This is a genomic window from Rhodobacter sp. SY28-1, from assembly GCF_005222785.1.
In the GTDB taxonomy this organism is placed as follows: domain Bacteria; phylum Pseudomonadota; class Alphaproteobacteria; order Rhodobacterales; family Rhodobacteraceae; genus Tabrizicola.
Genome location: NZ_STGH01000005.1, coordinates 59,787 through 81,078, shown reverse-complemented (window position 1 = coordinate 81,078; position 21,292 = coordinate 59,787). Strand labels below are relative to the sequence as shown.

Sequence of the window (21,292 nt, the reverse complement as noted above, 5' to 3'; positions counted from 1 at the left end):
GTTCACCGCTCAGGACCCCAAGGTCAAGCGAAAACCTCAGGCGCGGGTCAGCCGCAAAGTGATTTCCTGGTCGTGATTGCCAAAGCCGCGGCCAAAGATGTTCATGCCCCCGGGATGGCGCGCATCGTCCTTCACCCCGATCCGCACCCGGATCGACCGGTGATCGCCCAGTTCCAGATCGCCCAGCGAACAGTCCGAAATCTTCTCCCCGTCGAGGTATGTCCCGGCCGCCGTCACTTCCCACCGCTTCAGGTCGCCGTACTGCGACCCCGCCAGTTTCCACCAGTCGGGCGTGTACTTGCCCCGCTTGTCGCCATAGTCGCCGGGCGAGGTCCAGGTCCCGATCTCATGCCCGTTGATCGCCACCGTGATGTCTGACGGCCAGTCCTTCGACGTGCCGGGAACCTCGGACGACAACTCGACCGCCAGCCCCAGAGACTGCACGGAGTCGCCCGCAAGCTTGGCATTGTTCGGGAACTGGTATTCGACGAAGCCCCTGGTAAACCACAACAATCCCGCGCGCATCCGGTCGGGGTCCAGGAATGTGTCGGGCACGTCCAGAAGCCCGATCACCCCGTCGGGCGAACACAACCCGCAGGGCGCGCTGACCTCGCACCGGGTATAAAGGCCGATCGGCATTGCCACTTCGATCACGTTGCTGTTCTGCGCGGGCGTCGGGTCCTTGAACGCGATCAGAAGCTCGGTGAAGGTCGACAGGCAGATCTTCTGGCTGCCCTTGCGGCCTTTCTCGGACCGGGTTTGCACCAGCCCGGCGTCGATCAGCGTCTGGATATTCGACGACACCGTGGATTGCGGAAGGTCCAACTCGTCGGCCACCTGGTTCACGTTGCGCGGACCCAGCCGCGTCAGGTGATCCAGGATCCGGACCCGGACTTCGCTGGCCAAAGCCCGCAGGATGTCTTGCCGCTCAAGCGGGTCAACGACGATAATCTGGTTGGTCATGATCGCACGATTGTCTTGCTCATGTGATCTGTATCAGGATGTCTGATGCAAATAAACCAGGATCACGTTCCCCCGGGCCCTGGGTGAAACGCCCGCTACAGAAGGACCGCCCGCCCCGCCGCGTCGAACAGATGCAGCGCGCTGGTGTCGAAGGTCAGACCGATGCCGTCACCCGCCCGGACCTGCGACTTGCCCGCGTCCTGCGAAATCACCTGCGTGCCGTCGCCCAGCCTCGCATAGACCAGCGTCCGGTCGCCCAGCCGCTCCACCACTGTTGCCGTCGCCTTGGTCATTCCCTCCGCCGCGACCTGCAGTGCCTCGGGCCGGATGCCAAGCTCCCACGGCCCCTCGCCTTGCGGCGCACCCGGCAAGGGGACCACGGACCCATCCCCCAGACGCGCCGCTGCCCGGTCGCCCTGGCCGGTCAGCGTGACCGGGATGAAGTTCATCGCGGGCGACCCGATGAACCCCGCCACAAAGCGCGAGGCCGGGTTCGCATAGACTTCCATCGGCGTGCCCACCTGCTCGATCCGGCAGTTGTTCAGGATCACGATCCGGTCAGCCAGCGTCATCGCCTCGGTCTGGTCATGCGTGACGTAGATCATCGTTGACCCCAACCGCTGGTGCAGTTCCGCCAGTTCCACCCGCGTCCTGACTCGCAACCCGGCATCCAGGTTGGACAGGGGCTCGTCGAACAGGAACGCCTTCGGCTCCTTGACGATCGCCCGCCCGATCGCCACCCGCTGACGCTGCCCGCCCGACAGTTCCGCCGGCCGCCGCGCCAGAAGCTTCTCCATCTCCAGCATCCGCGCCGCTTCGGCCACGCGGCTCGTGATCGTGTTGGACGGCAGGCCAAGGTTCCTCAGCCCGAAAGCCATGTTCTCTGCCACCGTCATGTGCGGGTACAAGGCATAGTTCTGGAACACCATCGCTAGGTTGCGCTGGCCGGGGGCCAGCCCCTCGGACCGCACCCCATCAATCGTCAGCGCGCCGGAATCGATGGTCTCCAGCCCGGCGATCATCCGCAACAACGTCGTCTTGCCCGAGCCGGACGGCCCAAGGAACACCACGAATTCGCCCGCGCCGATGTCAAGGCTCAGGTCCTTGATCACATCGACCGAGCCGAACCGCTTGGACACCCGCTCAAGCGCGATTCCGGTCATTCTGGCCTCCCTGTTTCTTTGCATCATAATTTCGGGTACGTACCGGAAGTCAAGACACAGATCACAGAGGGTGTGTCGGAGGCAGGTCTGGCCAAGGCAGAACCCGACCGGCCCGTGATCGGGGGATCACGGGTTTCGGCGGCTAGACAAAGGAAATCGCAGGCCCGCGTTGCGCCCCGCAGGACCCGCCGCCGGACCGGGTTACAACCGAACCGACTGGGCGACCCGGCGCAACTGGATGCGCGCCAGCCCAAGATTGGCAGCCTCACGGTCCAGCGTCACGCAGACCAGATAGCGCGACGATCCGTCCATCGGGCGCAGCAGATGAAACTCCTGCCCCAGCGCGACCTGGATGTCCTCCAGCGGCTGGTCCGCCCCCAGTTCTGCCGCGGCCTGAAGGTTCGCCCGCGCAATCGCCAGGGTCGTCCTGATGGTGGTCTCCACGTCCCCCATCCCCGCTTCCCGGGCCATCACCTGACCAGATAGGCTGTCCATCAGGCAACCGCCCCGGAAGCCGCTGATCCGGCGCAGGCCCGACAGGTCCACCTCTGCCACCCGTGTCGTCGGGCGCCGGGGGCGCAACGCAGTCGGGGCCGGCGGGGCAGGGGGCAGCGCGACCGGGCGCGCCACCGCGACCGGCTGCACCGCAGCCGGTGCCGCCACCTCGGCAGAGGTCGGCACGACCCGCCGCACCAGCACGACCTTGCGATCCGCCCGGCTGTCCGTTTGCGGGAGCGCCTTCAGCCAGTCCGCCGCCGTCTGGAACCGTGCCGCAGGCATGACCGCCATCGCCCGGTCGATCGCCTCAAGAAATCCCGCAGGATAACCCACGACCGACCCCGCCAGTGGCTTGCACAGGTCCGGCCGCTTTTCCGCCATCGCCGCCAACCGGCTCTGGCAGTTCGGCGGGGCCACTCGCGCAATCGCATGGTACAGCGACGCCGCCAGCGCATAGAGATCGCTCCATCGCCCGCTGTTTCCGCCCGCGGTGTACAACTCATGCGGCGAATAGCCGTCCTTTACCACGCTCAGCCCGGAATACTTCTCGACCGCTCCCGCCGCCGTCCGCCGCGCCGCGCCGAAATCGATCAGGATCGGCTCTCCGTCAGGGGTGACGAAGATGTTGTCGGGCGATATGTCGCAATGCAGCAGCTGGTTGTCGTGGATATAGCCCACCGCCGAGATCAGCTTGCCCGTCATCCGCACGATCATCTCGGGCGACAGTTCGGCGCGGTTCTCCTCGATGATCTCCAGCAGGTCATGGCCGCGGATATAGTCCATCGCCATATAGGCGGTGTCATTGTCCTCGAAGACCTGATGCACGCCGACGATGTTCGGATGCTTCAGCTTCGCCAGGCTTTGCGCTTCGTTCAGGAAGCTTTTCACGATCTTCGACATGTGATCGCGCGTGCCCGAGGACCGCGCCCGCACCCGGGTTTGCGACCGGCGGCAGAAGGTCGACGAAAAGCATTCCTTGATCACGACATCCCGGTCAAGGCTGTCGGTGGCCAGATAGGTGATGCCGAATCCGCCCGAATTGATGAACCTGGTGATCTTGTAGGTGCCATGGAAAAGCGTCGTACCCGGCAGGAGTTCGTCACCAAACTCGGTCTGGGCCAGCGTTTCAGACGTGTCGAAAGCCATGATTTTGCAAAAAGCCCCCTTCCCCAAAAGAAGCTCAGGATCATGCCAGACCGGTGCAGCGATTCTCTGGCGAGGGACGATCCCTGTATACAACCTTAAGTTGTGAATCGATTCGGGCGGGATTGAGGCGGATTCGTGTCGAAACTGCCATAAACCAGTCAAACCCCGGCAGGTTTTGCCGGGGCTTACCCTTGGTCAGGTCAATTTTTCACCGTTCTTCGACCAAAATCTCGCGCTTGCCGACATGGTTGGCGCGGGTGACCACGCCTTCCTCTTCCATCTGCTCGACCAGACGCGCGGCCTTGTTGTAGCCGATCCCGAGTTTCCGCTGGATGTAGGAGGTGGAGCACTTCCGGTCCCGCGCCACGATTGCCACCGCCTGGTCGTACAGCGCATCGTCCGATGCCTCGCCCGAGCCCAGGCCCAGCACCATGTCGATGTCGCTGGCAACCTCGTCCTCCGGCCCCTCCACGACGCCCGACATGTAGACCGGGGGTCCGAAGCTTTTCAGGTGGTTGACGATCTCTTCCACTTCCTCGTCGCTGACAAACGGCCCGTGGATACGGGTGATCTTCGCCCCGTTGCCCATGTACAGCATGTCGCCCGCGCCAAGCAGCTGTTCCGCGCCTTGTTCCCCAAGGATGGTCCGCGAGTCGATCTTCGACGTGACCTGGAAGGAAATCCGCGTCGGGAAGTTCGCCTTGATCGTGCCGGTGATCACGTCGACCGATGGCCGCTGCGTCGCCATGATCAGATGAATGCCCGACGCCCGCGCCATCTGCGCCAGACGCTGGATGCAGGCCTCGATCTCCTTGCCCGCCACCATCATCAGGTCGGCCATCTCGTCGACGATGACGACGATATAGGGGAAGGGCTGCGGCGCGAATTCTTCGGTCTCGAACACCGGATCGCCGGTTTCTTCATCGAACCCGGTCTGGATCGTGCGCTTGAACATCTCGTTCTTCGACAGGGCTTCACGCACCCGGCCGTTGTAGCCCTCGATGTTCCGCACCCCCATCTTGGACATCTTGCGATACCGTTCCTCCATCTCGCCCACGACCCATTTCAGGGCGACGACCGCCTTCTTCGGGTCGGTGACGACGGGCGACAGAAGATGCGGGATGCCGTCATAGACCGACAGTTCCAGCATCTTCGGGTCGATCATGATGAGGCGGCACTCTTCCGGCGTCAGCTTGTAGAGCAGGCTCAGGATCATCGTGTTGATCGCCACCGATTTCCCCGAGCCCGTGGTCCCCGCGATCAGCAGGTGAGGCATCTTGGCCAGGTTCGCCACGACAGGCTCGCCCCCGATATCCTTGCCGAGCGCCAAAGGCAGCCGCATCTGGCTGTCGCCGAAATCGCGCGCCGACAGGATTTCCCGCAGCACCACCTTCTCGCGGTGGGCGTTCGGCAGTTCGATCCCGATGACCGAACGGCCCGGCACCGTCGACACGCGCGCCGACAAAGCCGACATGCTGCGGGCGATATCATCCGCCAGACCGATCACCCGGCTGGCCTTCAGGCCCGGCGCCGGTTCCAGCTCATACATCGTGACAACCGGACCCGGACGAACGGCGGTGATCTCGCCCTTCACGCCATAATCGTCCAGCACCGACTCCAGCATCCGCGCGTTTTCTTCCAGCGACTCGTCGGACAGCTGCATCCCCTGCACCTTCACGGGCGCGGACAGAAGGTTCAGCGGCGGCAGTTCATAGGTTTGCGACGCGTCGTCGAACCGCAGCGCGGGCTGGCTTTCTGCCATCGCCTGACGAGACGGGGCGGGCTTCTTCACCGCATGCTGCACCACAGCCTTGCGGTCGGGGGTGAAGGCCGTCGGTCGGGCCGGGGGCAGTTCGTCCTCCAACTCGTCCAGTTCGTCCAGCGGGTCCATCTCTTCGCGGGCATAGTCCTCGGGCAGCCGATCCCAGGCTGCGTCCTCGGCAAAGACATTGCCCGGCAGATTCTCGTCCGCGGCCCAGTCCTGCGACCCGGCCACCCGCTGCGCAGGCATCGACACCGGCGGAACCGACGTGCGGGGAAGGGGGCGCGTGTCGGCCATCAGCACGACAGGACCCTTCGGCCGCATCACCGGAGGTTCCACTCGCGCGGCGGGAGGCAGCGGCGGCGGGGCCACCGGGAAATCGGGGCTGCGCTGGACGCGGGTGCGGATCACGTCGGAAATCCGCGCCTTGATCCGCTCGTCCTGCGGCATCGCCGGATTCCACGACGGCTCCAGTTCGATCAGTTCCGGCTCTGGCTCGGGCTGGGCCTTGCGGCGCAGGCGCTCCAGCAGACCCAGTTTTTCCTTCACCGGGGCCGGGGCAGGCTCCGGCTCGGCATAGCGCGGCTCGGAATAGCGCGCATCGGGCCGCAACGTGGCAGGCATCGCCCGCGATGTGCTGGCGCGCAGCGGCTCGGGCGCCATGTCACCGGTCACCGGCGGCACGCCCCGGCGCGTCACCGCCACGTCACCGCGCAAGGCCACCGGCGGCTCGTACCGCTGCCCAGCTACGCGCGCCTCGGCCCGGCTCCGCGCCCGGTCCTGCAGCGCAGCTGCCCCGGTCAATGCACCCCGCGCGCCCGCACCCAAGCCCTGCCGCAGCGTGGCATAGCCCATGACCGACCCCAGAAGCAGGAAGCGCTGGATCGTCTTCAACTCGTCAAGGTCAAAGCCGCAGACGAACAGCATCATCGCGATCAGACCTGCGAAGGTCAGCAGGGACAGGAATTTCAGCCCGAACCCAGCACTGCCAGGGATCACCCCAAGCAGCGACCCGGTGACCGTATCGCCGAACAGACCACCCAGCCCGAAGGTATGCGTCCAGGCATCCCCCGGCACCAGCGTCGCGCAATGGACCGCCGCAAAGGCCACCGCGATGACCGCAAAGACCACCCGGCCAATCGCCCGCTCACCGCCGCGATGCACCAGGAACCGCACGCCCCAGGCCGCGAAGATCATCGGGATCGTCCAGGCGCCCTTGCCGATCAGGATGATCAGCGTCGAGGCCAGCGCTGCCCCGAACCGGCCAAAGATGTTCTGCGCCGGTTCTTCCGTCGCCACCATCCAGCCCGGGTCTTCGGGCGAATAGCTCCACAGCATCAGCGTAAAGCCAAAGCCCACCAACAGCAGAACCAGCCCCAGAAGCTCACGCCCCCGGCGTTCCAGCATTGCCTGCGTGCCCTGGTCCAGAAGCGGATCGCGCTGCCGTGCCTGATACGAAGCCATTCGTCCCTCACTCACCCATAGATGCAGTCGCGCAGCAAAGTCAGCCCGCGCTGCGTTTCTTCTTGGGGGGCGACCAGCGCCACCCGGATATATCCTTTGCCGGGGTTCTGACCCCCGACGTCACGCGACAGGTAGCCGCCGGGCAGAACCCGCACCCCCGTCCCGCGCCACAGTTTCAAAGCCGCCGCCTCGCCATCCTCGACCGGCAGCCACAGGAAGAACCCGCCGCCCGGCGCCTGATAACCTTGCAGGCCCGCAAAGATCGCATCCGCATCGCGGAACTTCTGCTGGTACAGCGCCCGCGACGCCGTCACGTGCGCCTCGTCCTGCCAGCACGCCTCGGCCACGCGCTGCAGGGGCAGGGGCAGAGGAGCCCCCGCAAAGGACCGCAACTGCCGGATGCGCGCCATGCACTCCGGCCCGGCGGCCACGAAGCCCGACCGCAAACCCGGCAGGTTCGACCGCTTGGACAGCGAATGGAACACCACTGCCCGCTCCGGGTCCGCAGCCTGTGCCTCGGCCACTTGCAATAGGCCCGGAGGAGGCGTCTCGCGCCAGATCTCGGAGTAGCACTCGTCCGCCAGCACCCGGAAATCGTGCTTCTCGGCCAGCGCCAGCAGGTCGGCCAGATACTCCTTTGACGCCACCGCTCCCTGAGGATTGGCGGGCGAGCAGATATAGGCCAGCGTCACCCGGTCCAGCACCTCGACAGGCAGGCTGCCATAGTCCGGCAGGAAACCCGTCGCAGCGGTGGCGGGCACATAGACGGGTTCCGCCCCCACGGTCAGCGCCGCCACGGCATAGACCTGATAGAACGGGTTCGGCATCAGGACGACGGGCTTCTGGCCGTTCTTCTGTTCCGGGCATAGCGCGATGCAGGCGTTGAATAACCCCTCGCGGGTGCCGTTCAGCACCATCAGCCGGTCCTGCGCGACGTCCACGCCATAACGCCGAGCAATCCAGACCGAGATCGCCGCCAGCAACTCCGGCGTGCCATCATTCGGCGGGTAGACGCCAAAGCCCGACAGGTTCGCGGCCAGGATAGGCCCCACGAAATCCGGCATCGCGTGGCGCGGCTCACCAATGGTCATGGCGATGGGCGCACCACCCGGAGGATGCGCGTCCAGAAGCTTCCGCAGACGCGGAAACGCATAGTCCGGCAGGTTCGAAAACCGCTCAGGAAACGCCATTACTGCCTCAATCGCAGGGTCTGTTCGCCCCGTTTGACCGGACGATAGCCGGGCGGGCGCGTCAGGTCCACAAAAAACCCTGCTTGGTGAGGCGCTTGAGGCACGCCCTGTGGCTTTTCCGCCCGGTCGGCAAGGTGGGCCTAAGGCCCACCTTACGGGGGTCAGCGCGACAGCGAAATCTCGCGCAGCGGATCGCCACCGTCGATGAAAAGTCGACCCTTTTGCGCCAACGCTGTCGCAATTCGCGCCAAGGCTCGCGCTTCCAACTCCGGATGCCGCCCGTCCAGAACCCCCACCCGCATCGCGAAGGCCAGATCAAACCGCGCCTCGCCCGGCTCCAGCGCGAAATCCTCCACCGCAGTTTGCCGGATCTGCAACACCCCCGCCGCGATCTCTGCCGCCGAGCCTGCCCGCGCCTGCGCGACCGCCGTGGCCGAACGGTCGATGGCCAGGACCAGCCCCGGTGCGACCCTTGCGGCCACCAGCCGCGCGGCCACCCCCGGACCGCAGCCGATCTCCAGCACCCTCAGGCCTGGGCGTAGCGGCAAGGCCTCGACAAACTCCCGGATCCTGTCCGAGGCGCGCATGTCAGACGCCGGATTTCGACCCGGTCACGTTCTCGCGGAACGCGACTTCGAACGCAGCCTTCTTGCCCGCATCCGCCTCGGTCTGGTTCTGCGCGACCCAATCCGCATAAGGCATCCCGTAGACCACCTCGCGCGCCTCATCCTTCGTCATCTCGATCCCGCGCTCGGCGGCGGCTTCCTGATACCAGCGCGACAGGCAGTTCCGGCAGAAGCCGCCCAGGTTCATCAGGTCGATGTTCTGCACCTCGGGCCGCTTGACCATCAGGTGATGCACCAGCGCGCGGAAGGCCGCCGCTTCCAACTCGATCCGCGTTTGGTCGTCCATCATATCCCCTCCAGCACTTCGCCCAGGATCACCGCCAGCCGCCCCGCCCAATGGGACTGCTCGGCGGGCGTCCCGATCAGATCATTCCGCACTTCTATAAGTGTGTTGTGCCGCCCCAGCCGCAAGGCATGCCGGTCGATGGCATCCCCCGGAAGGTGGCCCGAATAGGGTTCGTTGTCCCCGATGCAGAGATCGGTCTCGGCCTGCAGACGCTCGATCAGCGGTTTCGAGAACCTCTCGTCCAGACGGGAATACAGCACCCCCACATGCCATGGCCGGGGCGCACGTCCCCGAAGACACGGCGTGAACGAATGTACTGCCACGATAACCCGGTCAGGTCGCAAAGCCGCCAGCCGCGCGTAGACTGCGTGATAGGGGCGATACAGCCGGTCTAGCCGCTCCTCCACGCCCGCCGCCGTGATATGCCGGTTCGCCGGGATGATCGTCCCGTCATACAGCTTCATCACCAAGGTCGGATCGTCCTCGCCCCGGTTCGGGTCGATCACCAGACGGCTGAAGTCCGACAGGATCACCGGGCTGTCCAGCAGCCGTCCCAGTTCGGACGCCACGCCCGCCGCACCCACATCCCAGGCGATGTGTCGGCCCATGTCCTCGGGCGGTATCCCGAGGTCGCCCCCGTTCACCCACTCCGGCACCCGGTTCGACGCGTGGTCGCAGGTCACCAGCCAGCGGCCCTTGCGATCCTCACCCTCGATCCTGAACGCCATGCCTGCCCCCGCTTCTTCCCTGCTTCTAGCCGCGCTTGCCGCCCGATGCCAGCAACCCCCGCCTACCCGGCATCTGCCACAAATTCTTGCGCCGGAAAATTTTGGACCCCCCGCACGGGAACCGGGCGTTGCGGGATGGCCCGACTTGGTCCATAAGGCACGCGGCCCACATGACCGGAACTTATCAGCAGGAGGATGGCGATGCGCCGCCACCGCAACGTGAAGATTGTGGCCACGCTTGGCCCGGCATCTTCGACCTACGAGATGATCCGCGCCCTGTTCGAGGCGGGAGCCGACGTGTTCCGCCTGAACATGAGCCACGGTGTCCATGAGGACATCGCCAAGCGGCACGAGATCATCCGCCAGGTCGAAAAGGACCTTGGCCGCCCGATCGGCATCCTCGCCGACCTGCAGGGCCCGAAACTCCGTGTCGGTGTCTTCGCCAACGGCTCCGAGGAACTGGTCGAAGGCGCGGCCTTCCGCATGGACCTCTCCACCGCCCCCGGCGACGCCAAGCGCGTGAACCTGCCGCACCCGGAAATCTTCGCGGCGCTGGAACCCGGCACCTCGCTTCTGGTCAACGACGGCAAGATCCGCCTGCATGTGAACGCCTGCGGCAAGGACTTCGCCGATTGTACCGTGACCGTCGGCGGCACCATTTCCAACCGCAAGGGCGTGAACGTCCCTGACGTGGTCCTGCCCGTTGCGGCGCTGTCGGAAAAGGATCGCGGCGACCTTGAATTCGCCTGCGAACTGGGCGTCGACTGGCTCGCACTCTCCTTCGTGCAGCGCCCCGAAGACGTGATCGAGGCCCGCACCCTGGCCAAGGGCCGCGCCGCGATCCTGTCCAAGATCGAGAAGCCCGCCGCCGTGAAGGCCTATGACGCCATCCTGCAAGTCTCGGACGGGATCATGGTGGCCCGCGGCGACCTGGGCGTAGAGCTGCCCGTGACCTCGGTTCCCCCGATCCAGAAGCGTCTGGTCCGTGGGGCCCGCGCCGCCGCAAAGCCGGTGATCGTCGCTACCCAGATGCTGGAATCGATGATCGAATCGCCCGTTCCGACGCGCGCCGAAGTCTCCGATGTCGCCACCGCGATCTACGAAGGCGCCGACGCCATCATGCTCTCGGCTGAATCCGCCGCCGGAAAATACCCGATCGAGGCCGTGACCACGATGAACAACGTGGCGATGAGCGTCGAGAAGGACCCGACCTACCGCTCGGTCATCGAAGCGAGCCGCCAGGTCCGCCGCGAATCGGTTGCCGACGGCATCGTCGCCGCCGCACGCGAAATCGCCGAAGCCACCAACATCAAGGCGATCTGCTGCTTCAGCCAGACCGGCACCACCGCCAGCCTCGTCGCCCGCGAACGCCCGCATGTGGCGATCCTTGCGCTGACGCCGCTCTTGTCCACTGCCCGCCGCCTGGCCCTGACCTGGGGCACGCATTGCGTGATTACCCCGCCGCAGGACCGCTTCAAAGGCGCCGTTCTGGCCGCAGTCGGTGCTGCCCGGGCCGATGGCTTCGCGACCGAGGAAGACCAGATCGTCGTCACCGCTGGCGTGCCGTTCAACGTCAAGGGCACGACGAACATCCTGCGTGTGGCCCCCTGCGACGAACGGTTGATCTCGCGCGTCGACCCAGAGTAGACTGAAACTCAGGCAAACTCGCGCGCGAGGGGTCATGGACGCCGATGTTGATCTGCTCCTGACGGTCGGGATCATCCTTCTGGTCCTCTCCATCCCCTCGCTCCTCTCTGCCTGGGTTGAAAGCCGCGTGCCTCGCCTTGGGGCGATCATGACGATTGCGGCTTTGGGGATGATCGTCTCGGCCCTGATGACCAAGCCCGGGGGCTACGCCTTCAACGAGGTGCCGGGCGTGATGGTCAAGGTCATCGTCAGCTTCTTCCAGTAAGCCCCAACCCACTTGGCCCCTTGCACCTTTTCTTGGCTGCCCCTATAGGGGCGGCTTCTTACCTGCACGGCCGGCCAGACGTGGCATGCCGAGTCGTGCCTGAAACCACGGAGATGGAAATGCCCAAGATGAAGACCAAGTCGGCGGCGAAGAAGCGCTTCAGCTTCACGGCCTCCGGTCGGGTGAAGGCCGGTCCCGCCGGCAAGCGCCACGGCATGATCAAACGCACGGCGAAATTCGTCCGCAACTCGGCCGGGACCATGATCCTGGACGACAGCGACGCGAAGATCGTCAAAAAATACATGCCCTACGACCGGTAAGGAGAACATCAGATGTCCCGCGTCAAATCCGGCAAGGTCACGCATGCCCGTCACCGCAAGGTGATCAAGGCTGCTTCGGGCTATTACGCCGCCCGCTCTACGAACTTCCGCACCGCCACCCAGGCTGTCGACAAGGCCAACCAGTACGCGACCCGCGACCGCAAGGTCCGCAAGCGTCAGTTCCGCGCCCTGTGGATCCAGCGCATCAACGCTGCCGTCCGTCTGTTCGACGCCGAGATGACCTACTCGCGCCTGATCAACGGTCTGACCAAGGCAGGGATCGAAGTTGACCGCAAGGTCCTCGCCGATCTGGCAGTCCACGAGCCCGAGGCGTTCAACGCCATCGCCGGCCAGGCGAAGGCCGCGCTGGCCTGATCGGATCGGTCCACGATTGACGAAAGGCCCTGCGGCAACGCAGGGCCTTTTGCTTTGTTATCTTGCCCGATCAGGTCAACCCGCCAAAGCGACGACAGTATTCATGTCGTCGGGGACGGCGAACTCATGATAGGGTGCGGACACAAGCCGAACCTAAGTGTCGTCATCTGTCCTGAAGACTTGCCAGTCTTGATGGGGCCGCTTCATGGGAATCTGGTCAGCACGTTCCACGGTCTTCGGGTTTGCCGTCGCGCTCAGCTCAGGCGGGACAGAAGCCTCCGCCGAGCATTGCAGTCTGGCACTCGTGCTGGCGATGGACGCGTCGAAAAGCATGAGCACCGCCGATTTCGACCTTGCGTTCCAAGGAACCGCAGCGGCCTTGAGAAGTGAAGAGATTCAGGCAACCATTCTTGCCCAAGCCCCCCCCGTTGCCTTGATCGCTTTCGAATGGGGCGATCGGAAGCACCAGAAGATCGTCCATGACTGGTCCGTGCTCCGGTCTCGCGAGGACATCGAAGGATTTGCCGAATCTCTGGAACGCCACCAGCGCGGGGGTACTGGACAGAAGACCGGACTAGGGTCGGCTCTGGCCTTCTCCTTTGATCTTCTTGAAAGCGGTCCCGACTGCGCTCGAAAGGTCATTGACCTGTCCAGTGACGGATACAGCAGCGACGGGATGACCCCAGCCGAGTTCTACGCCGGGAATCCTTCCGCTGACGTTACTGTCAATGCGCTGGTCATCGGCGGGGAAACCAACTCGTACATCTGGCGCTATTTCAACTCGGAGGTCTTGCGTGGCCCAGGTGCCTTCGGCTTGGCGATCATCAATTTTCAGGACTACCCACGGGCGATAAAGGAAAAATTGCTCCGCGAATTTTCCCCACCTCGCTTCTCTGGCGAGCCAATCCTGCCAGTCTCGGTCAACTGAACCGTCACCTGGAATGTGAAGACCACGTCGTCATCAGGCCCAAAGTGAAATTGGCAGTCCCGGCCCGTTCCAGCGATTGAACCCCCGGCTCAGGTGCAGCTCTCCTTACCGGCGTCACCGTTGACCCCTTACGCCGCCCGGCCTATCAAAGGCGGGTCTGAAACAGGTTAGGCACGGGACGGTTGGCCCGGCCCCCGTATCCCGGGTCCTTCCGTTGCGACCCAACGGCCCAAGACTATCAAGGCGTCTGCGCGGTGCAGGTGCCGATAGAAAGGCCGTATGATGAAACCCAGAATTAGCGTTCTGACCCTTGGCGTTGCCGATCTCCAACGATCGGTTGCCTTTTACCGCGATGGTCTCGGACTTCCGACGAACGGCATCGTCGGACAGGAGTTCGAGCACGGCTCCGTCGCCTTCTTCGACCTGTCAGGCGGTCTGAAACTTGCCCTCTGGGCACAGGTCGATCTTTCCCATGATACCGGATTGCCAATCACACCGGTCAGTTCGACCGCCATCTCCATCGGGCACAACGTGGCACGACGGGAAGAAGTCGATGCCTGCATGACCGCTGCGGCGCGCGCGGGTGCCGAGATCATAAAATCGGCGCAGGACACGTTCTACGGCGGCTACGCGAGCTATTTCCGTGACCCCGATGGTCACCTGTGGGAAATCGTCTGGAACCCCGACCTGCTTCCGCCGGTCGAGTGAGAGCCTTGTCAGGTCACTGACCTTCCCGCGTGGAAGGTGGTGGAGAACCGAACCTTGAACTGGTTCGACCTTCGCCGCCGCGCCTACCGATTGAATACCCGGCTCGGATGCAACTCGCCCCCCCGGTAATGCCCCACGGCCACGGCCAACCCATCCAGAGAAGCCCAGCCCTCGGTGCCCCAGTCGGCATGCCCGATCACCTGCCCCGGATTGCCGTTTCGCAGCCGCGCTGCACCCTCCGGAGTTGCCCGGAACTCTGGCAGGTCGGTGAGCCCCAGCTCCAGCGGCAGCAGCCGCGCGTCCAGCGCGTCGGACTTCGCCTCGGCTTCCACCGTCTCCAGCGTCACGCCCTGATCCGCCCGGAACGGCCCCGACCATTCGCGTCGCAGCCATTCAACATGCCCCAGACAGCCCAAAGCCGCCCCAAGGTCCCGCGCGATGGATCGCACATAGCCTCCCTTGCCGCAGACCATCTCCAGATCGACGTGATCCGCATCCGGACGGCCCAGAACCAGCAGGCTTTCCACCCACAAGGGCCGCGCGGCAAGGTCCATCACCTCGCCCTCGCGCGCCAGGTCATAGGCCCGCTCGCCATCCACCTTCACCGCCGAATACTGCGGCGGGACTTGGCTAATCTGCCCCCGGAACGCGCCCAAGGCCGCCTCGATCTCATCATCCGAGGGCCGCTCCGGCGACGTCGCGATCACCGAACCCGAGGCATCATCGGTATCCGTCGCCGCCCCCAGCACCACCCGGAACCTGTAGCACTTCAGCGCATCCGTGATGTAGGGAATGGTCTTCGTGGCCTCCCCCAAAGCCACCGCCAGCACCCCCGTCGCATCCGGGTCCAGCGTCCCCGCATGCCCCGCCTTCTGCGCCGACAGCGCCCATTTCACCTTGTTCACGACGGCAGTCGAGGTCACCCCGGCGGGCTTGTCCACGATCAGCCACCCGCTGACCGCCCGGCCTTTCTTCACGCGTCCCATCAGCCCCTCGGAACCACGGTGCCGACGATCGGCCCCATCGGGAACCCCCCGTCATGGCGGTTCAGCTGCGGCGCATAAAGCCGCGAGATGTTGCCGTCGAAATACAGCGCATCCGGCAGCCCAAGCTCATCGCGGAAGAACCGCGCGAAGGCATGAAAGTTCACCGCGTCGTTGGAAATCACGAACACGGCCCGCTGTCCGTCCTCGCTGACCCCCACGCCGTTCCGGACAAAGGTCGAGTCACTCCCGGGCAAGATCTTCGGATGCAGCTTCCCCTTGATGACCAGCATCGGCCCCGACTGCGTGGCATAGCGACACTCTGGCCGTGTCTTCTTGAAGCTGCGACTCTCCACCACCCGGAAGCCCTCGCCGATGCAGAACACCCCGTTCGGCAACAGCCCGAAATTCCCCGGCCCGTCCCGCGTCACCAGCTTGGACACCTCGACCCCGTCCTCGACATACAGCCCGACGGGGGCCAGGTCGCGGTGATACATCCCCGCATTCATCGCAAAGCCCAAGGCGCCGCCCTCGGCCCCCAGCGCCTCGTCGACGTTGCGGAAACTGCCATAGGCCCCATCCGGCCCGGAATGGAACAGCCGCAGGTCCTCACCCGCCTGCACTTCGCAGACCGTGTAGGACGCACCCTCAAACGTGGTATCCCGGCACTCCGCCGCCACTGCCGCCACCGGCGCCAGCATAAGAACCGCAGCAAGCAGCCTCATTCCTCGTCGTCCGCCGCATCAAGGTCGCGCTGCACCGCGGGGTCGGCAAACAGCCGCCGCGTCTCGTCCAGCCGGTCGAACGTCTCGTCCGGGCGGAACCGCAGGTCGGGCGCGTATTTCAGCGTCAGCTCCGACGCCACCCGATGCCGCAGCTCGGCCTTGTTCCGCGCCAGCGCCGCGATCGCATTCTCGACCGGCACCGACCCCATCAGCGGCATCACATAGACCGTCGCCACTTTCAGGTCGGGCGAGCAGGACACCTCGCCCACCGTGATCGACATCGCGTTCAGTTCCGGATCATGGATCTCGGCCCGGTTCAGCACGTCAGACAGCGTGCGGCGGATCAGTTCGCCCACCCTCAACTGGCGTTGCGACGGGCCGGACCCGGTATTGAAGCGCTTGTTCCCCATGCCGCCCCTTTATGCCCTTTCGCACCCGCCCGCAACGCCGGGCTTCTCACGCCCGCGCGAACCGGCTAGACGGGGCTGAAACGGGGGACAAGGCAATGGATCAGCCGGGACTGGTGGTGACAGGGGCCTCGGGCCGCATGGGGCAGACCTTGATCCGCCTCTCGCAAGGGTCCGACAAGCTCCGCCTCGCGGCCTGCGTCGAACGGGCGGGCCATCCCTGGATCGGCCGCGACGTGGGCGAGGCGATGGGCGGCAACCCCATCGGCGTGAAGGTCACCGACGACGCACTGGAGGCCTTCTCCAAGGCGCAAGCCGTCATCGACTTCACCGCCCCCGCCGCCACCGTGGAATTCGCAGCCCTCGCCGCCCAGGCCCGCGCCGTCCACGTCATCGGCACCACCGGGCTGGAACCCGAACATCTCGCCCGGATCGAGGCAGCCGCCCGCCACGCCACCATCATCCGCGCCGGGAACATGTCGCTTGGTGTCAACCTCCTTGTCAGGCTGACCGAAAAGGTCGCCGCCGCGCTCGATGCTGACTGGGACGTCGAAATCGTCGAAGCCCACCACCGCATGAAGGTCGACGCCCCCTCGGGCACCGCGCTCATGCTTGGCCAGGCTGCCGCCGCGGGGCGTGGCGTCTCGCTTGACAACAGCAAGGTCTCGGGCCGCGACGGCATCACCGGGGCCCGCCACAAGGGCACCATCGGCTTTTCCGCCATCCGCGGCGGCGACATCGTCGGCGAACATGACGTGATCTTCGCCGGCGAAGGTGAGCGCATCATCCTGCGCCACGTCGCCACCGACCGCTCCATCTTCGCCCGGGGCGCGCTCCGCGCCGCGCTCTGGGGGCAGGGGAAGAAGCCCGGCCAATACGACATGATGGATGTCCTCGGCATCTGACCGGTGATCCGGCAGCGAGCCGCCTGCGTATCAGTCGTCAGACTGACGTCGGGGGACCTCATGCTGCGCCAGATTGCCTTGCTTTCCATCCTCACGCTCGCCGCGCCGCCACTGGCCGCGGCCGAGGACTTCGAACCTGTGAAAGACAAAGACCGCTTCCTTGATCTCATCAAGGACCGCGAGCTGCGGATCGGTCTCTACAACCTCTCGCTCAACGTCCTGCCCGACGGCCGCATCGACGGCTCGGCGATGGGCTGGGGCATCACCGGTCAGTGGACCTGGAAAGACGGCTACTTCTGCCGCGAGATGGATTGGAGCGGCATGGAAATCGACTACAACTGCCAGCTGGTCGAGGCGCAGGGGGCCGAGAAACTCCGCTTCACCGTCGACCAGGGCAGGGGCGACAGCGCGACCTTCCGGCTGCGTTAAGGGCTCTCGCCTGCGTTAAGGCCGGCTCGACGAAAACTTCGTCACTCCTCGCGGCCTTCTACACGTGACTGCACCAGTCACCTTTGCGCGCCTTGTCACCCCCGCGCAAGCGGGGGCCCATCTTCTCAATCCGCACTCACCTCCCAGCGACGGGAAGCCGAAGGCGCACGAGAAGCCCCCCAATCCCCCCAATTCCCTGCTACGCTCCCGCCAAACCCCAAGGGAGCCACCCATGAAGATCTACCCCGCAGGCCACGCCCCCTCCCGCTTCGGCCCCGCCGACTGGTTCACCGGTCGCGTCCGCCTCGACCCGCTGTTTGATCCCGGGGCGCCAGACCGCGTGCAGGGCGTCCTCGTCACCTTCGACCCCGGCGCCCGCACCGCCTGGCACACCCACCCCCTCGGCCAGACCCTGATCGTCACCGCCGGTGTCGGCCTCTGCCAGACCGAGGGCGGCCAAATCCAAACTATCCGCCCCGGAGATGTCGTCACCTTCGCCCCCGGCGAACGTCACTGGCACGGCGCTGCCCCTGATCGTGGCATGTCCCACATCGCCATCCACGAGGTGAAGGACGGTCGCAGCGTCGACTGGATGGAGCCGGTCAGTGACGCCGACTATGGCGCCGCGCCGCAGGGCTGAACGGACTAGCCTGAGAACACCGCCCCACCGGGCCCCTTGCGCCAAGCGTCCATCCTGTACCTCCCCTCTGGAGGGGATGGTGGAGGGGGGTCCCATCGGCAGGCCGCCACCCCGGCCCGAGGTCTGGCTGACTTCAGTCCCCCCAAAACACCTTTCCAAATCCCTAACGCCCACAGGCAAGAGACTGAATTCAAACAGCAATCCGCAAATACCCACCGTGGACAAAGCGACGAGGAGACGAAGTCGAACGAGGAGCGGCCCCAGGCCGCCCTCAGAAATCGACCGCCAGCCCCTTCTTCTCCCAGTCCCCGTACCTGACCGGCTCCGGCCCGTCCCGACCCCCCAGCTCTTTCGGCAGGGGTTCCTTCAAGGCCGCCGCCTTTCGCCGCTCCTCGGCCTCGGCCAGCGCCCGCTTCGCCGCGGGGGGCAGATCGTCGTCCATGACAGACCCTTTCCTTGTGTGGCCCTCCCACCTGATATAACCCCGCCCCCGGAACCAGCAAGAGGACGGACATGGCCGAAGGGGTCACCGCACGCGCCACCGCAGTCGCAATCCTGGACGGCGTCCTCGGCGAAGGCCGGATGCTGTCCGATTTCTCCGGAGACCACCTCGCCCCCGCCGACCGCGCCCGCGCCCTGCGGCTCGCCGAGACCGTGCTCCGCCACCTGGAACCGGCGGACAAACTGCTGGAGAAACACCTCCGCAAATCCCCGCCCCTGACCGTCCGCAACACCCTCCGCCTAGCCGTAGTGGAACGTGAGCAAGGCGCCCCGGCCCACGGCACCGTCAACGCGGCGGTGGAGATCACCCGCCAGGGCGGCAAGCGCACCGCCCACCTGACCGGCCTCGTCAATGCCGTCCTCCGCGCGCTGCCCGACCCCGTCACCCTGCCGGTCCAGAAACTCCCCCGCTGGATCCGCCAAGCCCTCGTCCACAGCTACGGCCGCGACGCCGTCACCGCCATTGAGGCCGTCCAGTCCCAGGAGCCCCCGCTCGACCTCACCCTCCGTGACGGCTTCCCCCACCCCGAGGGCGAGATCCTCCCCACCGGCAGCCTCCGCCTCCGCTCCCCCGGACAGCTTTCCACCCTGCCGGGCTACGCCGAAGGCGGCTGGTGGGTCCAGGACACCGCCGCCGCCCTCCCTGCGAAACTCCTCGCCCCGCAGCCCGGCGAACGCATCCTCGACCTCTGCGCCGCCCCCGGCGGGAAGACCCTGCAACTCGCCGCCAACGGGGCCCAGGTCACCGCCCTCGACATCTCCGCCCCCCGCATGGCCCGGGTCGAAGCCAACCTCACCCGCACCGGCCTGACAGCCACCCTCGTCACCGCCGACGCCCTCCATTGGCAGCCCGAGGCCCCCTTCGACGCGATTCTCCTCGACGCCCCCTGCTCCGCCACTGGCACCATCCGCCGCCACCCCGACCTCCCCTTCGTCAAGGACGGCTCCGAGCTTCCCTCCCTCACCGCCCTCCAATCCCGACTCCTCGACCGCGCCCTCACCTGGCTGAAACCCGGCGGCCGCCTGGTCTTCTCCACCTGCTCGCTCTTTCCCGAGGAAGGCGAGGCGCAACTCACCGCAGCCCTGAGCCGCAACCCCACCTTGACTGTCGAACGCCCGACCCTCGACGGTATCGACCCAGGCTGGTGGACCCAGGAAGGTGCCCTCCGCCTCCGCCCGGACTATTGGGCCGATCGCGGCGGCATGGACGGCTTCTTCATGGCCCGCCTGCACAAGCCGAGCTAACCCCAAGGCTTTCTCTTCTGGAAACATCTTGGGGGTTTGGGGGTGAAACCCCTTTCCACCGAGGAGGAGGGGTGCCAGGCCCCGACGACGAGACAAAAGGTCGTCGCGCGTCAGCGCTCAATTCCGTTCCCGCACGAAGAATCAGCGCAAGAGGTCCAGCACCTCAAGGCTTGGATACCCGTCCGGCACCATGCCCTTCGCCTTCTGGAAGGCCTTCACGGCGGCAACCGTCTTCGGTCCCATCCGCCCGTCGACCCCGCCCGCATCGAACCCGGCCTTGGTCAGCAGGTCCTGCAACTCCCGCCGCTCCTCCAGCGTCAGCGCGCGCAACTCCCGCGGCCAGCCTGACTGGATCGCCTGCCCCCCGGCCAGCCGGTCTGACAGCGAGCCGATCGCCACCACATAGGCATCCGCCGTGTTGTATTTCTCGATCACCTGGAAGTTCGGCCAGATCAGGAACGCCGCCCCCCGGTGCCCCCCCGGCAGCAGGATCGACCCCGGCCCATGGTCCGGCAGGTCGCCGCCAAGGATCGTCCGCACCCCCATCGCCTGCCATTCGGCCACAGGCTTCACCACCCGCTCGGTCGTCTGGTCATAGTCGAACCCCGCAGGGAGCCGCACCTCCACCCCCCAGGGTTGCCCCTTCGTCCAACCCCAGTGCCGCAGGTAATTCGCGGTGGAGGCCAGCGCATCCGCCGGATCATCGCCCCAGAGGTTCTTCTTGCCGTCCCCGTCGAAATCGACCGCGAACTTCTCCCAGGACGACGGCATGAACTGCGTGTGCCCGCTTGCCCCTGCCCAGGACCCTGCGAACCGCTCCACATGCCCGCCCTGAACAATCCGCAAGGCCGCGATCAGCTCTGCCTCGAAGAACGCCCCCCGCCGCCCCTCATAGGCCAGCGTCGCCAAGGACCCCAGAACTGACAGATCGCCCCGATAGGTTCCGTAGGCGCTCTCCAGGCCCCAGACCGCCGCAACGACCTCCTTTTCGACGCCATACTCCGCCTCGATCCGCTCCAGCAGGTCGCGGTTCTTCTCGATGGCCTTCAGTCCCAAAGCCACCCGGTCCTCCGACACGGCGGTATCCAGGTAATCCCAGATCGTCTTGGTGAACTCGTTCTGGTTCCGGTCGCGCTCCACGACCTTCGGGTTGAACTCCACCCCTTGCATTGCTGCGTCGAAGGTCGCCGCCGGAATGCCAGCCTCCAGCGCCCGGGTGCGGAAGCCCTCGATCCACGCGTCCAGCCCGGCCTGAGAGCCCATCTTCTCCTCCACCCCCGCCACCGGATCGGGCAGGATCGTCTGCGCCGCTGCCAGGCCGGGCACTCCACCGACCGAAAGTGCGACCAAAATCCTTCGAAGGATTCTGCAAAACTTTTCGAAAAGTT

The 21,292-nt window shown here is 65.7% G+C and carries 23 protein-coding genes; 10 read left to right on the top strand and 13 right to left on the bottom strand.

The annotated features are described in order from the left end of the window. Positions 1-36: 36 nt before the first annotated feature. The 8 genes from E8M84_RS20435 to E8M84_RS20400 all read right to left on the bottom strand — a co-directional run bounded on the left by E8M84_RS20435 (position 37) and on the right by E8M84_RS20400 (position 9,826). A complete protein-coding gene (locus E8M84_RS20435; RefSeq protein ID WP_137113101.1) occupies positions 37-963 on the bottom strand; it encodes a transcriptional regulator in 927 nt (308 codons plus the stop codon). Between the two features lie 95 nt (positions 964-1,058). Next, positions 1,059-2,126 carry an ABC transporter ATP-binding protein gene (locus tag E8M84_RS20430; RefSeq protein WP_137113100.1) on the bottom strand — a complete coding sequence of 356 codons (1,068 nt, stop codon included), beginning with the start codon at positions 2,124-2,126 and terminating at the stop codon, positions 1,059-1,061. Positions 2,127-2,327: 201 nt separating this feature from the next. Beyond that, complete coding sequence (locus tag E8M84_RS20425) at positions 2,328-3,770, bottom strand: serine/threonine-protein kinase (protein WP_137113099.1); 1,443 nt, start codon at positions 3,768-3,770, stop codon at positions 2,328-2,330. 208 nt (positions 3,771-3,978) lie between these two features. Next, entirely contained in the window at positions 3,979-6,996 is a 3,018-nt protein-coding gene (locus E8M84_RS20420; RefSeq protein WP_137113098.1) for a DNA translocase FtsK, read from the bottom strand. 11 nt (positions 6,997-7,007) lie between these two features. Beyond that, a complete protein-coding gene (locus E8M84_RS20415; RefSeq protein WP_137113097.1) occupies positions 7,008-8,186 on the bottom strand; it encodes an aminotransferase class I/II-fold pyridoxal phosphate-dependent enzyme in 1,179 nt (392 codons plus the stop codon). A 161-nt stretch (positions 8,187-8,347) separates the two neighbouring features. Next, positions 8,348-8,773 (bottom strand): bifunctional 2-polyprenyl-6-hydroxyphenol methylase/3-demethylubiquinol 3-O-methyltransferase UbiG, encoded by a 426-nt coding sequence (locus E8M84_RS20410; RefSeq protein ID WP_137113096.1) that lies wholly within the window; start codon positions 8,771-8,773, stop codon positions 8,348-8,350. 1 nt (position 8,774) lies between these two features. After that, a complete protein-coding gene (locus tag E8M84_RS20405; protein WP_137113095.1) occupies positions 8,775-9,098 on the bottom strand; it encodes a DUF1244 domain-containing protein in 324 nt (107 codons plus the stop codon). Next, positions 9,098-9,826 (bottom strand): N-formylglutamate amidohydrolase, encoded by a 729-nt coding sequence (locus E8M84_RS20400; RefSeq protein ID WP_137113094.1) that lies wholly within the window; start codon positions 9,824-9,826, stop codon positions 9,098-9,100. Before E8M84_RS20400 ends, E8M84_RS20405 begins: the two co-directional genes overlap by 1 nt. Before the next feature lie 201 nt (positions 9,827-10,027). Between E8M84_RS20400 and pyk the strand changes: the two genes are divergently transcribed. From pyk to E8M84_RS20370, 6 genes are all read left to right on the top strand, one after another. Beyond that, positions 10,028-11,473, top strand: a complete 1,446-nt coding sequence (gene pyk / locus E8M84_RS20395; protein WP_137113093.1) for a pyruvate kinase — start codon at positions 10,028-10,030, stop codon at positions 11,471-11,473. 34 nt (positions 11,474-11,507) lie between these two features. After that, entirely contained in the window at positions 11,508-11,738 is a 231-nt protein-coding gene (locus E8M84_RS20390; RefSeq protein ID WP_137113092.1) for a hypothetical protein, read from the top strand. A gap of 119 nt (positions 11,739-11,857) precedes the next feature. Continuing rightward, positions 11,858-12,058: a 50S ribosomal protein L35 gene (gene rpmI / locus E8M84_RS20385; RefSeq protein ID WP_137113091.1), complete on the top strand. Its 201-nt coding sequence runs from the start codon at positions 11,858-11,860 to the stop codon at positions 12,056-12,058. Between the two features lie 12 nt (positions 12,059-12,070). Beyond that, positions 12,071-12,433, top strand: coding sequence for a 50S ribosomal protein L20 (rplT, locus tag E8M84_RS20380; protein WP_137113090.1), 363 nt, complete (start codon positions 12,071-12,073; stop codon positions 12,431-12,433). A 205-nt stretch (positions 12,434-12,638) separates the two neighbouring features. Continuing rightward, entirely contained in the window at positions 12,639-13,361 is a 723-nt protein-coding gene (locus tag E8M84_RS20375; RefSeq protein WP_137113089.1) for a DUF1194 domain-containing protein, read from the top strand. 282 nt (positions 13,362-13,643) lie between these two features. Then, positions 13,644-14,069, top strand: a complete 426-nt coding sequence (locus tag E8M84_RS20370; protein ID WP_137113088.1) for a VOC family protein — start codon at positions 13,644-13,646, stop codon at positions 14,067-14,069. Positions 14,070-14,152: 83 nt separating this feature from the next. Here the strand turns inward: E8M84_RS20370 and truB are convergent, their stop codons facing one another. Genes truB through rbfA form a run of 3 tightly spaced genes read right to left on the bottom strand, consistent with a single transcriptional unit; the run spans position 14,153 to position 16,187 of the window. After that, complete coding sequence (gene truB, locus E8M84_RS20365) at positions 14,153-15,055, bottom strand: tRNA pseudouridine(55) synthase TruB (protein WP_137113087.1); 903 nt, start codon at positions 15,053-15,055, stop codon at positions 14,153-14,155. Beyond that, entirely contained in the window at positions 15,055-15,777 is a 723-nt protein-coding gene (locus tag E8M84_RS20360) for a phosphodiester glycosidase family protein (protein ID WP_137113086.1), read from the bottom strand. Before E8M84_RS20360 ends, truB begins: the two co-directional genes overlap by 1 nt. Continuing rightward, the gene (gene rbfA / locus E8M84_RS20355) at positions 15,774-16,187 is read right to left on the bottom strand and encodes a 30S ribosome-binding factor RbfA (protein ID WP_137113085.1); all 414 of its coding nucleotides are present in this window, start codon (positions 16,185-16,187) and stop codon (positions 15,774-15,776) included. Before rbfA ends, E8M84_RS20360 begins: the two co-directional genes overlap by 4 nt. Positions 16,188-16,282: 95 nt before the next feature. Between rbfA and dapB the strand changes: the two genes are divergently transcribed. From dapB to E8M84_RS20340, 3 genes are all read left to right on the top strand, one after another. After that, the gene (dapB, locus tag E8M84_RS20350) at positions 16,283-17,089 is read left to right on the top strand and encodes a 4-hydroxy-tetrahydrodipicolinate reductase (protein WP_137113084.1); all 807 of its coding nucleotides are present in this window, start codon (positions 16,283-16,285) and stop codon (positions 17,087-17,089) included. 60 nt (positions 17,090-17,149) lie between these two features. Then, entirely contained in the window at positions 17,150-17,518 is a 369-nt protein-coding gene (locus E8M84_RS20345) for a dihydrodipicolinate reductase (RefSeq protein ID WP_137113083.1), read from the top strand. A 232-nt stretch (positions 17,519-17,750) separates the two neighbouring features. After that, on the top strand, positions 17,751-18,158 hold the full coding sequence (locus tag E8M84_RS20340) for a cupin domain-containing protein (RefSeq protein ID WP_137113082.1): 408 nt from the start codon (positions 17,751-17,753) through the stop codon (positions 18,156-18,158). 271 nt (positions 18,159-18,429) lie between these two features. On the opposite strand, the gene E8M84_RS20335 is transcribed toward E8M84_RS20340, so the two are convergent. After that, on the bottom strand, positions 18,430-18,600 hold the full coding sequence (locus tag E8M84_RS20335; RefSeq protein ID WP_137113081.1) for a DUF1674 domain-containing protein: 171 nt from the start codon (positions 18,598-18,600) through the stop codon (positions 18,430-18,432). A 71-nt stretch (positions 18,601-18,671) separates the two neighbouring features. On the opposite strand from E8M84_RS20335, the gene E8M84_RS20330 reads away from it, so the two are divergent. After that, entirely contained in the window at positions 18,672-19,904 is a 1,233-nt protein-coding gene (locus E8M84_RS20330) for an RsmB/NOP family class I SAM-dependent RNA methyltransferase (protein WP_137113080.1), read from the top strand. Positions 19,905-20,045: 141 nt separating this feature from the next. On the opposite strand, the gene E8M84_RS20325 is transcribed toward E8M84_RS20330, so the two are convergent. Continuing rightward, complete coding sequence (locus E8M84_RS20325) at positions 20,046-21,254, bottom strand: lytic murein transglycosylase (RefSeq protein ID WP_346763700.1); 1,209 nt, start codon at positions 21,252-21,254, stop codon at positions 20,046-20,048. Positions 21,255-21,292: the final 38 nt, after the last annotated feature.

Excerpts from the sequence above, each read along its gene's own strand:
- rplT (WP_137113090.1), top strand. The coding sequence starts at position 12,071 with ATGTCCCGCGTCAAATCCGGCAAGGTCACGCATGCCCGTCACCGCAAG.
- E8M84_RS20340 (WP_137113082.1), top strand. The coding sequence starts at position 17,751 with ATGAAGATCTACCCCGCAGGCCACGCCCCCTCCCGCTTCGGCCCCGCC.
- E8M84_RS20370 (WP_137113088.1), top strand. The coding sequence starts at position 13,644 with ATGAAACCCAGAATTAGCGTTCTGACCCTTGGCGTTGCCGATCTCCAA.
- E8M84_RS20405 (WP_137113095.1), bottom strand. The coding sequence starts at position 9,098 with ATGGACGACCAAACGCGGATCGAGTTGGAAGCGGCGGCCTTCCGCGCG.
- E8M84_RS20400 (WP_137113094.1), bottom strand. The coding sequence starts at position 9,826 with ATGGCGTTCAGGATCGAGGGTGAGGATCGCAAGGGCCGCTGGCTGGTG.
- E8M84_RS20335 (WP_137113081.1), bottom strand. The coding sequence starts at position 18,600 with ATGGACGACGATCTGCCCCCCGCGGCGAAGCGGGCGCTGGCCGAGGCC.
- E8M84_RS20410 (WP_137113096.1), bottom strand. The coding sequence starts at position 8,773 with ATGCGCGCCTCGGACAGGATCCGGGAGTTTGTCGAGGCCTTGCCGCTA.
- E8M84_RS20345 (WP_137113083.1), top strand. The coding sequence starts at position 17,150 with ATGCTGCGCCAGATTGCCTTGCTTTCCATCCTCACGCTCGCCGCGCCG.
- E8M84_RS20415 (WP_137113097.1), bottom strand. The coding sequence starts at position 8,186 with ATGGCGTTTCCTGAGCGGTTTTCGAACCTGCCGGACTATGCGTTTCCG.
- E8M84_RS20420 (WP_137113098.1), bottom strand. The coding sequence starts at position 6,996 with ATGGCTTCGTATCAGGCACGGCAGCGCGATCCGCTTCTGGACCAGGGC.
- E8M84_RS20360 (WP_137113086.1), bottom strand. The coding sequence starts at position 15,777 with ATGAGGCTGCTTGCTGCGGTTCTTATGCTGGCGCCGGTGGCGGCAGTG.
- dapB (WP_137113084.1), top strand. The coding sequence starts at position 16,283 with ATGGATCAGCCGGGACTGGTGGTGACAGGGGCCTCGGGCCGCATGGGG.
- E8M84_RS20390 (WP_137113092.1), top strand. The coding sequence starts at position 11,508 with ATGGACGCCGATGTTGATCTGCTCCTGACGGTCGGGATCATCCTTCTG.
- rbfA (WP_137113085.1), bottom strand. The coding sequence starts at position 16,187 with ATGGGGAACAAGCGCTTCAATACCGGGTCCGGCCCGTCGCAACGCCAG.
- E8M84_RS20430 (WP_137113100.1), bottom strand. The coding sequence starts at position 2,126 with ATGACCGGAATCGCGCTTGAGCGGGTGTCCAAGCGGTTCGGCTCGGTC.
- E8M84_RS20425 (WP_137113099.1), bottom strand. The coding sequence starts at position 3,770 with ATGGCTTTCGACACGTCTGAAACGCTGGCCCAGACCGAGTTTGGTGAC.
- E8M84_RS20330 (WP_137113080.1), top strand. The coding sequence starts at position 18,672 with ATGGCCGAAGGGGTCACCGCACGCGCCACCGCAGTCGCAATCCTGGAC.
- pyk (WP_137113093.1), top strand. The coding sequence starts at position 10,028 with ATGCGCCGCCACCGCAACGTGAAGATTGTGGCCACGCTTGGCCCGGCA.
- E8M84_RS20435 (WP_137113101.1), bottom strand. The coding sequence starts at position 963 with ATGACCAACCAGATTATCGTCGTTGACCCGCTTGAGCGGCAAGACATC.
- E8M84_RS20375 (WP_137113089.1), top strand. The coding sequence starts at position 12,639 with ATGGGAATCTGGTCAGCACGTTCCACGGTCTTCGGGTTTGCCGTCGCG.
- rpmI (WP_137113091.1), top strand. The coding sequence starts at position 11,858 with ATGCCCAAGATGAAGACCAAGTCGGCGGCGAAGAAGCGCTTCAGCTTC.
- truB (WP_137113087.1), bottom strand. The coding sequence starts at position 15,055 with ATGGGACGCGTGAAGAAAGGCCGGGCGGTCAGCGGGTGGCTGATCGTG.